11 protein-coding genes and 1 other RNA gene are annotated in these 12135 nt (G+C 43.3%); 1 reads left to right on the top strand and 11 read right to left on the bottom strand.

Annotated features, from left to right (window positions below; translation table 11 throughout):
- Nucleotides 1-116 precede the first annotated feature (116 nt).
- Genes ACSFC1_RS00305 through ACSFC1_RS00275 form a run of 7 tightly spaced genes read right to left on the bottom strand, consistent with a single transcriptional unit; the run spans nucleotide 117 to nucleotide 7240 of the window.
- Complete coding sequence (locus ACSFC1_RS00305) at nucleotides 117-1478, bottom strand: M14 family zinc carboxypeptidase (RefSeq protein ID WP_435564146.1); 1362 nt, start codon at nucleotides 1476-1478, stop codon at nucleotides 117-119.
- Between the two features lie 13 nt (nucleotides 1479-1491).
- Nucleotides 1492-2436, bottom strand: a complete 945-nt coding sequence (locus ACSFC1_RS00300) for an oligopeptide/dipeptide ABC transporter ATP-binding protein (protein WP_435564145.1) — start codon at nucleotides 2434-2436, stop codon at nucleotides 1492-1494.
- The gene (locus ACSFC1_RS00295; RefSeq protein ID WP_435564144.1) at nucleotides 2418-3395 is read right to left on the bottom strand and encodes an ABC transporter ATP-binding protein; all 978 of its coding nucleotides are present in this window, start codon (nucleotides 3393-3395) and stop codon (nucleotides 2418-2420) included. Before ACSFC1_RS00295 ends, ACSFC1_RS00300 begins: the two co-directional genes overlap by 19 nt.
- Nucleotides 3392-4237, bottom strand: a complete 846-nt coding sequence (locus ACSFC1_RS00290; RefSeq protein ID WP_435564143.1) for an ABC transporter permease — start codon at nucleotides 4235-4237, stop codon at nucleotides 3392-3394. Before ACSFC1_RS00290 ends, ACSFC1_RS00295 begins: the two co-directional genes overlap by 4 nt.
- A 10-nt stretch (nucleotides 4238-4247) precedes the next feature.
- A complete protein-coding gene (locus ACSFC1_RS00285) occupies nucleotides 4248-5222 on the bottom strand; it encodes an ABC transporter permease (RefSeq protein WP_435564142.1) in 975 nt (324 codons plus the stop codon).
- Between the two features lie 58 nt (nucleotides 5223-5280).
- Nucleotides 5281-6843 carry an ABC transporter substrate-binding protein gene (locus tag ACSFC1_RS00280; RefSeq protein ID WP_435564141.1) on the bottom strand — a complete coding sequence of 521 codons (1563 nt, stop codon included), beginning with the start codon at nucleotides 6841-6843 and terminating at the stop codon, nucleotides 5281-5283.
- 19 nt (nucleotides 6844-6862) lie between these two features.
- Nucleotides 6863-7240: a hypothetical protein gene (locus ACSFC1_RS00275; protein ID WP_435564140.1), complete on the bottom strand. Its 378-nt coding sequence runs from the start codon at nucleotides 7238-7240 to the stop codon at nucleotides 6863-6865.
- A gap of 265 nt (nucleotides 7241-7505) precedes the next feature.
- On the opposite strand from ACSFC1_RS00275, the gene ACSFC1_RS00270 reads away from it, so the two are divergent.
- On the top strand, nucleotides 7506-7979 hold the full coding sequence (locus ACSFC1_RS00270; protein ID WP_435565952.1) for a methylglyoxal synthase: 474 nt from the start codon (nucleotides 7506-7508) through the stop codon (nucleotides 7977-7979).
- On the opposite strand, the gene ACSFC1_RS00265 is transcribed toward ACSFC1_RS00270, so the two are convergent.
- The 4 genes from ACSFC1_RS00265 to groL all read right to left on the bottom strand — a co-directional run bounded on the left by ACSFC1_RS00265 (nucleotide 7930) and on the right by groL (nucleotide 12125).
- Nucleotides 7930-8961, bottom strand: a complete 1032-nt coding sequence (locus tag ACSFC1_RS00265) for an NAD-dependent epimerase/dehydratase family protein (protein WP_435564139.1) — start codon at nucleotides 8959-8961, stop codon at nucleotides 7930-7932. The genes ACSFC1_RS00270 and ACSFC1_RS00265 overlap by 50 nt on opposite strands.
- 2 nt (nucleotides 8962-8963) lie before the next feature.
- Nucleotides 8964-9395, bottom strand: coding sequence for a MarR family winged helix-turn-helix transcriptional regulator (locus tag ACSFC1_RS00260; RefSeq protein ID WP_435564138.1), 432 nt, complete (start codon nucleotides 9393-9395; stop codon nucleotides 8964-8966).
- A 110-nt stretch (nucleotides 9396-9505) separates the two neighbouring features.
- Nucleotides 9506-9770, bottom strand: an RNA gene (ffs, locus tag ACSFC1_RS00255) — signal recognition particle sRNA large type.
- Nucleotides 9771-10505: 735 nt separating this feature from the next.
- Nucleotides 10506-12125: a chaperonin GroEL gene (gene groL / locus ACSFC1_RS00250; RefSeq protein WP_435564137.1), complete on the bottom strand. Its 1620-nt coding sequence runs from the start codon at nucleotides 12123-12125 to the stop codon at nucleotides 10506-10508.
- Between the last annotated feature and the right edge of the window lie 10 nt (nucleotides 12126-12135).

The raw sequence follows: 12135 nt of genomic DNA, 5'->3' as shown, positions 1-12135 counted from the left end.
GATGTGTACATATGCAATGATACACTATATATAGTATACTGTCAAGGAATGCAAAAGGTGTTCTTGGATGGAAGAATACGATATGAAAAGAAGGCAGCGCACAGGCGCTGCCGTTTTCAATTCTTGAGGGAGGTGTATAGACAGCTATATAGTCCTGCCATCAACTGAATTTGAACCAATTTCTTTATTGGAATTACAGTGAATTTGGTTTTCTTTTCGAGCATCTCAATGCGGGAGTCTATCTTTTCCTTAACCTTGTTTATTATTCTGTTCAATTCTTGCCCTTTACGCTTTTGGGACCTCATCAGTCTGTAGAGCATCCCCCATTTGAAGAGTGAGTAAGACTTACTGCTGATCTGGTTGTCAAACTTCTCTGCCACTGTGGCTTCTCTCTCAAGTTCCTCTGCGGTCTGAGCCCACTTGAGTCTGGCATCGAAAGACTTCTTAAAGGACTCCATGAAATACTCCAGTGCATCCTGAAACTTCGTGTGCGTATCAATCTTGTCTTTTATCTTTTCGTACAAAGATACAAGATCATCCATGTCCTTTCTCTCAAAGTCCAGATCCTGAAGGACCAACTTTCTTCTTTTCACTTTAGTCAGACTGGTGTTGTCGACCCTTTCATCATAGTAGTAAGGAACTTCACAAACCAGTTCAAATACTTTTTCGTTGAAATGTCTTGCGTAACCATAACTACTCTCACCACTCATTATGATCAAAGCTGGGTCTATCTTAGAGTACTTCTCGTAGTAATCGTAAGCGTCCTCCGTAGTTGGCATCAAAAAGACTGCGCGATTGAACTGCTTCACATAAGGCACCTCCGGCTCACCAAGAGACAGTGGCACCTTTTGATCACTCGCTGCCTTCTCAAATATTGGGTACAGCAGTGGGGCATCTTCACTTATGTAGTAATAAACCCCACCGAACCCAGCGTTGTGAAGACTGTATATGAATGAAGGATATGTTTTTTCTATTATGTTCATCAACGCACGTGTCTCGTTGGTTGGCTTGTCAAAACTCAGTGTCTTGTACTGAATGGGGAATGACCATTCGACCTGCTCGTTTCCAGCTGGTCTGTAGTAATTGTAAACATAATCTCTGAAAGAGTATGGTTTGTTGAACCAACCTTCGTTGAGTCGTGCACCGTCGACATCGGCAACCTTCACAATATACCAGGTGAAATCAAAGAGTTCACGGAATTCTTTACTCTCTGCCAACTTCCATGAGAGATAGTCGAGCATCACACTTCCAACTGGTTCGTTTGGATGCGGAAAACCATACAATAGAGCTGTCTTCTTCCCATTGCCAATCTTCAGACAATAGATCGGCTCACCCGAAGCAGAATGCCCAATCTCAAGAAATTCGACGATATCCGGATAAGACTCCTTCAATCTCCTCGACGATTCATTGAGTTCATCGACGGTCATGAATTTCTTGTAATTGGGAACCTTTTCAATAACCTCTTGAATGATATTCATCTGCCATCCCTCCTCATATTTTGTGGCATGAAGCCCAGTGCTGTGAATCGATCTCTCTCAGTTGTGGTGCTTCTCTTTCGCAAATCTCATCGGCATATGGGCATCTGTTGGAGAAATTACAACCAGTATGTGTATTGAAAAGAGAGATCAACTCCTTAGGTTTGAGCTTCTGTTTTTTCTCAAAAATCGAAGGAGAATAACTTATGAGCACCTTTGTGTACGGATGCAGTGGCTTCTCCACAACGTCGACAGATCTTCCCATTTCGACGATCTTTCCCAGGTACAAAACGACCACCCGGTCACTCACATACTTTGCAAGAGATATATCGTGCGTTATGAACATCACTGCTGTCTTCTCGGACTTTACCAGCTCAACCATGAGGTTTATCACACTTGCCCTAACTGATAGATCGAGCATCGACACACACTCATCGGCTATCAAGAAGGTTGGTTTGAGCATCATTGCCCTGAGAAGAGAAAGTCTCTGAAGCTGTCCACCCGACAGTTCATGCGGATATCTCGTCAAAAAGGCATCCACAGGCTCAAGACCAGCACGATGCAGAAACTCTTTCATAATCTCTATTCTCTGTGAATCATTGGCTCCAATCTTGTTGATCTTCAACGGTATCTTCAAAGAATCTCCTATGCTCATTCTTTGATCAAATGACTCATAAGGGTTTTGGAAGATTATCTGGATCTCCCTTCTTGTCTGTTTATCGAGCTTTGTAGTACCACTGATTCTCTTACCTTTGAAAAGAATATCACCATCAGTCTCTTTCTCTATCCTGCTTAGAACCAATCCGAGCGTTGACTTGCCACAACCGCTCTCGCCAAGCACACCAAAGATCTCGCCCTGCTCTACATCAAAAGAAACATCATCTAACGCTTTGACGGAATACCGTTTCAACAGTCCCACTGTGAAGTACTTCTTAAGGTTTTTCACTTGGACAAATTGCATATCTCATTCCTCACCTTCAAGCAAGCCACACCGCGACCGTTTTCATCACAAAAAGGCGGCGTTGTTTCAAGGCACTCATCAGAAACAAGTGGACATCTGCTGGCAAAGACACATCCTTCAATTGGTTTGGAAAGATCCGGAAGTGTGCCTGGAATACTGTACAACTTACCACCCTTCTCGACATGGTCAGGCAGAGAGGCAACGAGAGCTTTTGTGTATGGATGAAGTGGTCTATGAATGATATCTTCCTTCCTCCCACACTCCATCAATCTGCCAGCGTACATGACCGCAATATTGTCACAAAGCTCCGAAACGACACCCAAATCGTGGCTTATCACCATACCAGTCAGTGAGAGTTCTTTTATTAAACTCTTCAGCTCTTCGATGATCTGCCCTTGTGTGACAACATCCAAGGCAGTGGTCGCTTCATCCAGAATGATGAACTTGGGTAAATTCACAAGCGCAAGTGCTATCATTACTCTTTGCATCATGCCACCAGACAGCTGATGAGGGTAACAACCGAGCACTCTCAAGGGTAGATTCACCATCTTTAAAACCGATTCGAGTCTTTGTCTGATTTGATTCAAATTCATCTGAGGATTGTGAATCAAAAGAGCTTCAGAGATCTGATCTTCTATCTTGTGAACAGGGCTCAGCGCGCTCATCGAACGCTGAAAAACCATCGAAAACTCCTTCCACCTTAATTTTCGCAGTTCGTCCTCATTCATCTGAGTGATCTCACGACCCAGAAGTTCAATTGTTCCTCCCAGCACCCGAGCATTTTTGGGAAGAAGGTGCATTATCGCATGTGCAAAGGTACTCTTGCCAGAGCCAGATTCGCCCACAACGCCGAGAAACTCATTTTCTTTCACAAAAATACTCACTTTTTCTACGGCGTATATCTGTTTCTTTCCGAGCAGATACCTCACAGTCAGATCTCGTACGTTCAGAACATTCATTCGTTGCCCACCTCACTCAAAGCTGGGTAGAGCGCACGCTGTAGACCATCACCTATGAATGAGAAGCCAATCACAGTCAGAATCGTGAAAATACCAGGAAAGACTATTATCCACCAAGCAAAGGTCATGTAAGACTTGCCCTCGCTGATCATCTTGCCCCAACTCATCACATTTGGATCTCCAAGTCCCAAGAAGCTGAGTGCTGCTTCTGTCAGTATTGCGCCGCCAATCTGAAGTGCGCTGTTCGCAATAACGGGGTACATACCGTTTGGTATTATGCGAGAAAAGATTATTCTAATCTTGCTCTCACCATTTGCGCGGGCTATTTTGACGAACGCTCTTTCCTTTATGCTTAAAGTCTGTGCACGCATGATCCTTGCGTTTGATGGCCAAGTCGTTAGACCAATAACAATCATGATGTAAAACAAATTTCTACCAAAGATTGCCACTATTATCAATATGAGAAAGAAGACAGGTATCATCAAGAATGAATCGATGATCTTACTGATCACCTCATCGGCAATTCCACCATAATAACCAGAAACCGTTCCAACGAAGATACCAATCAGCGCGGAAAGCCCTGCTGCCACAAAACCAACCAACAACGACGTTCTGGTACCGTATATCACACGACTGAAGACATCCCTACCCAAATGATCTGTGCCAAAAAGGTGGCTTGAACTCGGTGATCTTAAGATCTCACTGCTCATTTGCCCTGGTTTGTACGGACAGATCCACTCAGCAAATACGGCACAAAAAACCATTGCCAGAAAGATGAACAACCCTGCTGATCCATATTTGTTTGAAAAATATCTTTTGATAAATCCCCTGGTAGCGTTCATTTGACCACCTCTAAGTCAGTCTAATCCTTGGGTCAACGAAGGCTATGACCAAGTCGGTCACAATCATGGCAACGCTGATGAAAACTGCCATAAGAAAATAGATACCCAATATTAACTGATAATCTCTTCTGTATATCGCATCCAAGAGTAACCTCCCCATTCCAGGCCAGGCAAAGACCGTCTCGATGATCGTTGTGCCAGTTATTGAGAACCCTAAGGTTATACCAAGCATCGTTAAAGAAGGAATGATCGCGTTTCTTATGACATACTTCTTGAACAGTCTATCTCTTGTTACCCCAACAGCCAAAAGGGTAGTCACATAATCTTGCTTGTAATTTTGAATTATACTTGCTCGGGTCACTCTGTAAAAAACTGGTGTCTGCAGCAAAATCAATGTAACAGCAGGCAAAGTAAGATGGTGTAAGAAGTCCAAAAGCTTTCTCACTCCAAGATAAGACTCTCGAAGATTGAACATCCCCGAGGTGGGAAACCATCTAAGCTTAGCTGAGAAGGTCAAAATCATCATTAATCCAAGCCAAAAGGATGGCATCGCGTAAAGTATGTATGAAAGGATTGAGACCAATGTATCACCGCGAGTTCTTTGTAATTTACTCACGAGTATCGCCAGGTAGGTGCCAAGCAGAAAACCCAGAATACTACCCGTCAATGTTAAAGTCAGCGTTGGAATTATTCTTTGTCTTATCAAAACCCAACTGGGCTGATCATAGACATATGAGTAGCCAAAATCCCCCTTCAAGAGATTTCCAAAATACACCAAGTACTGCACAATTAAAGGTCTGTCCAAACCATATCTTTTTTTCAAGGCTTCGACCATCTGCTTTGAAGGGTTCTCAAGTCCAACCATGATCGTCACTGGATCACCTGGAGCCAAATGGATGATAAAAAAATTCAATGTCAGAACCAAAAAAACTAAGATTACTGCCGATAGAACCCGCCGGATCAAATATCGAGCAAAATGCTCCATCGCTTGGTGTGCACCTCCTTGATCAATAAAAGCCACCCACACAAGTGGGTGGCTTGAACTATTTGTCCAACCAAGTCTTTGCGAAATTATTCAGAGCAATCTTTCCGGTGAGTTGGTAAGGCATATCTTTCACGTACTTTTTGTGAACATAGTTGGCGGCAACCTCGCCAATGGGGTAGAACGGCAGGTCTTGGGCGAGAATTTCTTGAACTTTGAAATAGTACTGCTGTCTCTTACTAATCTCTGAAACAGTTGCTCCTTTATCGAGTAATTCGTCGACTTCTTTGGAAGAATAACCCATTACGTTAATGTCTCCACCCGTACCCACTCTCAGTTTCAGGTTATCAGGATCAGGGCCTTGGAATCCGTTGAGAACCGTTAAGTCGAAGTCACCACCCTTCAAACACTTTTCTATGTAAGCGGCTATTTCGTATTCTTCCAATTTTACCTTGATCCCGACTTTGTCCAGTTGTTCTTTTATAATCGTTGCCATGTCTCTCCATACCTGTCCCTGGAAATAGACTAAGGTTACTTCGAATCTGTAACCATCTTTCCCTCTGGGGTATCCAGCCTCATCGAGCAATTTTTCAGCCATCTTTATATCCTGGCTTGGCGCTTTCGCAGATGAATTATAAGCCCATGGAATTGCTGGGGTATAGAACCCATCGCTTACAGAACCGTACTTTATTGCCTTATCGAAGATCTCCTGTCTGTTCAAAGCATAGGCAGCAGCAAAACGCACCTTAGGGTTGTTGAATGGTGAAGGACGCCTTGCCACGTTGAAGCCCATGTAATACCTACTGGGGGCTGGTTTTTGAAGCACAACTATGTCTGGTATCTTCTGATAGATCGGAATGTGGACGTTGCTAACATTATTGTTCACATCGACCTCACCGGCGAGTAATGCCTGTTGTGCGGTATCTTGGTCTGGAATTATCTTGAAAACGATCCTGTCCAAATATGGCTCTCCCATGAAGTAATCAGCGTTCTTTTGCAGAGTAACATGACTACCCTTGACCCACTCAACAAACTTGAATGGTCCTGTTCCAATGGGCTTTTGGTTTGCGGGGTTATCGATCCAATCAACTGGCGAACCATCTTTGGTGATATCGTAGATATGTTTTGGCATAACCCAAGTTCCATACCAAGCCAAGAAGCCGATGAACGGTGCCTGAGGTTGACTCATCCTAAAGACCAAGGTGTAGTCATCAACCGCCTCAATCGATGTTACCTTCTCAAAGTGTTTTGAGGCAGGTGCCTCTGGATGTGATTTAATTTGGCTGAAGGTCCATACTGCATCCTCTGCTGTGCAAGGCTTACCGTCGTGCCACTTGACACCTTTCCTCAAATGAAAAGTGTAGGTTAGTCCATCGGGAGAGACCTCCCAACTCTCTGCCAAATCTGGTATTACGTTGTAATCTGCGTCCAAGGCAACAAGTTTGCTGAAAATGCAACCGTAGATACCGTTTCCTGCGTCGTCTGTCTTTGCATCCGGATTGAAAGAAATAGGATCACTCCAATGTGCGATAACCAATGTTCCACCTTTCTTGGGCTTTTCGGCGGCGAATAAAAAAGCGCAGACCACAGCAATAAACAGTACAACCACAAAACGCTTTGCCATGAAAACACCTCCTTTTGATCTAGGAATAGCGATAGAATATCTTCCCTTCGATTGTCACAGTCTCTACTCTCGATCTTGGGCTGAGGAGATCTTCAATGAAAACAACTACAGCATCCATTGGATCAAGCCGTTCGACTACACTCAAGTGCGGGGTTAAAGGGTCAGTGAGTTCAAAGCCATGGTCTTTATTCTCACCCTTAGGACGATGTATTCCGATATGTGTGTGTGGATTGATGAACCCAAGCAGTGCGTAATGTCTACTGGCACAGATAAAATCAGAACTATCAAGCCTATTCTTTGATCTGACTATATCTGGGATCATCTCATTTTCTATGACGAGATCTACACCATTTTTCTGTTCTAATGGTATGAGTGAAGTACCACGACTGATCCTCAAGATAGAGCCCTCCCAAAAACGCGATGCACAGAACATGATAGATAGGCTGAAAAGAAATTCTTAATGACATTTATTGTTGCTAATCATACCATCTGAAAAACAAGGATAATTGAAGAACAGATTACACAAAAAATAAGACACATTGAAGCTCACTGTGAAATAGATATACCGCAAACTCATCAACACAGTTTTTTCAACAAATGTTGTTTTGGAAGAACAAATGATCGAGTAATATAAACTTGGGGGTGTGTTGGTGGAAAAGAGGATGAAAATGGAGGGCAAGAAGAAGATCGCCTTGATCGCACATGACAGAAGAAAGAAAGATTTGATCGAATGGGTACAGTTCAACAAAGGAACTTTGTCAAAACACGAGCTGTACGCGACTGGAACAACGGGAACGCTCATAGAACAGAAGACTGGACTGAAGGTGAGAAAATTCAAAAGTGGACCACTCGGAGGCGATCAAGAGATAGGAGCGAAGATATCAGAGGGAGAAATCGATGTTCTCATCTTTTTTTGGGATCCTCTCGAACCTCTTGCACACGATGTTGATATAAAAGCTCTGATAAGAATCGCAACAGTCTACAACATCCCAGTTGCAATCACGCGGTCAACGGCAGATTTTCTCATATCTTCTCCTTTGTTTGAAAAGGAGTATGAGAGAATACAACCAGATTACGAATCGGAACTCAAAGACAGGATCCTGAAGATCGTTCAACAAAACTCTGAGCAGAACTGACTGGTGATATGTATCCATTGTCCTCAAACCATCTGAGTGCATCTTTCAGTGATTCATACAGTGGCCTTGGACTGTATCCAAGCTCATTCTTAGCCTTTTGGCTTGAATACACATAATTTCTGGTGAGCGTGTGAACACTGTACGGTGTAAGTAATGGTTTTCTCTTCTTTGCCAGGTAGTAAGCAGAGGTAAAGATAGAAAGTGGATATGCCATGTAACTCGGTAGAAAAAGGTCTACAGACCTTGCCGGCCTTATTTTGCGCAAGATTTGAACGAAAGCCCTGATGGTAATGTATTCACCGCTTGCTATGAACAGCTCACCATTTCTGGCTCTTTTGCACGCTTCGATCAACAGAGATACAACATCACGCACATCCACAAAATCGAATGAACCATCAATTCCAACCCTCAAAAGATTCTTCGAGTATAAGAGAAGCAGATTTCCCATCTCTGATACACGCCAGTCGTATGGTCCCACAACACCAGTTGGGCAAATTACAACCGCATACAGACCTTCTTTTGTCGCTCTTAGCACCTCGAGTGTTGCAATTGCTTTTGATTTGGCATAATCACCAACTGTTTTCTTTGGGTCTATCGGAACGGACTCATCAATCAGCGAACCGCACTTTGGTTCACTGAAAGCGTGTATTGAACTGACATAGATAAGCTTTTGTACCTTATTCCTTAAGCATGCTTGAATCACATTTTGTGTGCCAACAACATTCACATCGTATACTGATTTCCTCTTTCCAAGAATAGATATGACAGCCGCAAGGTGATAGACATTTTCAACCCCCTTGCATGCGCTTTCGACAAATTTGGCATCTCTTATGTCACCTCTCACGATTTCCACTTCAAGCCCTTCAAGAGGCTTTGTATCTTCAAACGGAGCTACCATAGCACGAACTTTCAACTGACTGCTCACCAACGATCTCACCAAGACATTCCCAAGATGACCCGTTGCGCCTGTCACCAGTATCATAGTCACTCACCTGCCAGAAAGAGCCTCGAGAGTCTTTCAAAACCTTCTGAAATTATTGAGAGGTCTTTTTCTGGTATCTGCGAGGTTACTCGACTTATCAACTTGGTAAAATCATCCAACACCTGGTTGTACATCTGCCGGCCCTTTTCAGTCAAGCAAATATTTATAACACGCCTGTCTTCATTAGATCGTGATCTTTCAACCAACCCTTTTTCTTCCAGAGAATCAACCAAGAAGGTTATATTGCTCTTCGTCATCGAGAACACTTCAGCAAGTTCACTCATTCTCTGTGAACCTCTTTGCGCTATGTATAAAAGAAGGTAAAGCTCTATGGCTCTCAGATTCTCGAGCTCACCGTTGAAAGTGAGCATCTTTGAAAAAGTGAGAACTAAATCAAAGACAGATCTCAGTATCCTTTCAGCATCCATAACCATCCACTCACCCCCACAGAGATTATATAGTTTATTTTGTGAACTGTCAAGAATTTTAATTTATTACAAGAAAAATTTCCCCGCTTCTGCGGGCTTTGAAAAGAAAAAAGGTGCCACGAACCTACCTTCGACTTACCCAGACCAGGGCATTGTCGTGCCTCCAGCTCCAGTCAGGCACCCCTGCGGCACACGATGAAGACCGCTTATGGCTGCTTCCTTCCGGACCTGACCAGGTTCACGGCACACCGTTGCACAGGACCCAACCTTCGTTGCCTTCAGCACGACCTGTTTCCCAACCCGAGTAGCCTCAGATAGGAATTCAGCCCCGCTATGGCGGCTTTCGGGTACAGGGGACCGCCAACCCCCCGCCTATCGTGGCACCACAATTATTATACATCAACTGTGCTGTTCATATGAATCAACTCAGTATCTATCTGGTTCTTTGATTACAACCTCAATAAAAGCTGGTCTCTAAAGAAATTGGAAATAAGGCTTCAAAATTGGGAATTACTCATCATTTGGCAGGTTAAATTACTGAAGGTGAGTCATAAAAATGCATTTTTCGTCGAGGGAATCCTGAAGTGATAGCGAACCGAGGAAAGCAGTACAACTTCTTGAGAAGTAAGCTATACCTGTGTGATTTCTCATTCATCGCAAATGAGGTTTTTATTACAGACAGTTGCTTGAGCATGATTGAAATCTTTTTCATTGTTATTGACTGAATCTTTGTGAATTCATCAAGAATTCTTTCTTCATAGGAAAAATCTCTAACTGGGTTCTTGCATAGAGATAAGGTATAGCAGTACCAAAACATTAGACCTATGCCAATTATGAACTCTCACTTTCACCAAGATCTTGGTAGGCGCCCTTTTTGTTCCAATATATAATATACGAAATGCATAAAACTAAGAATTGCTGAAAATGCTCTGCTACAGATAAAAAGCCATCGATAACTTGAATAATTTCACTCAGAAAGCTTGAGATGGAACTTAGATACATCTAAGTTCAAAAGTGCCCGACGCCCTCTTAGCACATAGATTTTCATCCACTAACTGTAGGAAATGAAACAAAAAGGAGGGCTTACGCCCTCCTTTTGAATAACTATTTGTATCATCAGTACTCAGGTGGCATTGGTGCTGGTGCTTCTTTCTTCTCTTCAGGTTTTTCAACAACCAAAACTTCGGTTGTCAGAAGCATTCCTGCAATTGAAGCGGCGTTCTGCAAAGCACTTCTTGTAACTTTTGCTGGGTCGATGATTCCAGCTCTGAACATGTCTGTATACTCACCCTTGAGTGCATCGAAACCATAGGACTCATCTTTCGAAGAAAGTATTCTCTCAACTATAACAGCGCCATCGTAGCCAGCGTTCTCGGCAATCTGTCTTATTGGAGCTTCGAGTGATTTGTAGACTATCATCGCACCTACTTTTTCGTCTCCGTCGAGTTCCTTCAACACATTCTCAAGAACCTTTCTGCTCCTGAGTAATGTAACTCCTCCACCAGGAACTATACCTTCTTCGACCGCCGCTCTGGTTGCACTCAGTGCGTCTTCTATTCTGTGCTTCTTTTCTTTGAGCTCTGTTTCTGTAGCTGCTCCAACCTTTATGACGGCAACTCCACCAGCGAGTTTTGCCATTCTCTCTTGGAGTGTCTCTTTTTCATACTCAGAAGTAGTTTGCTCGATCTGAGACTTTATCTGAGCTATTCTCTTCTTGATTTCCTCTGGATTACCCTTGCCACCGATGATGATCGTGTCGTCTTTCTTCACTCTAACAAGGTCTGCTCTTCCAAGATCTTCCAGCGTAACATCCTCGAGGTTGATGCCAAGCTCGTCACTTATCACAGTGCCACCTGTGAGTATCGCGATGTCTTGCAACATAGCCTTTCTTCTGTCGCCAAAACCAGGAGCTTTGACGGCACAAGCAGACAACGTACCTTTGAGTTTGTTCAAAACGAGCGTTGTCAATGCTTCACCTTCTACATCTTCTGCGATTACAAGAATCGGTCTTCCTGTCTGTGCAACCTTCTCAAGAATTGGTATCAACGGCTTGATCGCGCTGAGCTTTTTATCTGTTATCAGTATGAATGGCTCTTTGAGTTCAACTTCCATCTTTTCTGCATCTGTTACAAAATACGGTGAGATATAGCCTCTATCGAACTGCATTCCTTCTGTAAACTCAACATAGGTGTCAAGAGTCTTTGAATCTTCAACTGTGATAACGCCATCTTCTCCAACTTTGTCCATTGCTTCGGCAATCAGTTCACCAATATCAACATTGTTTGCACTTATCGCTGCAACATGGGCGATGTCTTCTCTACCAGAAAGCTTCTTCGATTTCTCCTTGATGTAACCAGCGACTTTTTCTGTTGCTTTATCGATACCACGTTTGAGCAATATTGGATTTGAACCTGCCGCTACGTTTTTCAGTCCCTCTCTGATCATCGCTTGTGCAAGAACCGTTGCTGTTGTTGTACCATCACCAGCGACGTCGTTTGTTTTTGAAGCAACCTCTTTTACCAGTTGAGCACCGAGGTTTTCAAATTTGTCCTCAAGATCAATTTCCTTTGCTATTGAAACACCGTCATTCGTTATTGTTGGAGAACCCCAGCTCTTCTCGATAACAACATTTCTACCCTTTGGCCCAAGCGTTATTCTCACTGCATCTGCAACTTTATTGACACCTCTCTCAAGTGACCTGCGGGCTTCTTCATCAAATTTCAAAAGTTTCGGCATCGCTCACTCC

It is taken from the genome of Pseudothermotoga sp. U03pept (genome assembly GCF_051235805.1).
Taxonomy (GTDB): Bacteria; Thermotogota; Thermotogae; order Thermotogales; family DSM-5069; genus Pseudothermotoga_B.
Note: the sequence above shows the minus strand (reverse complement) of the source record. Positions and strands in the feature narration are given on the sequence as shown.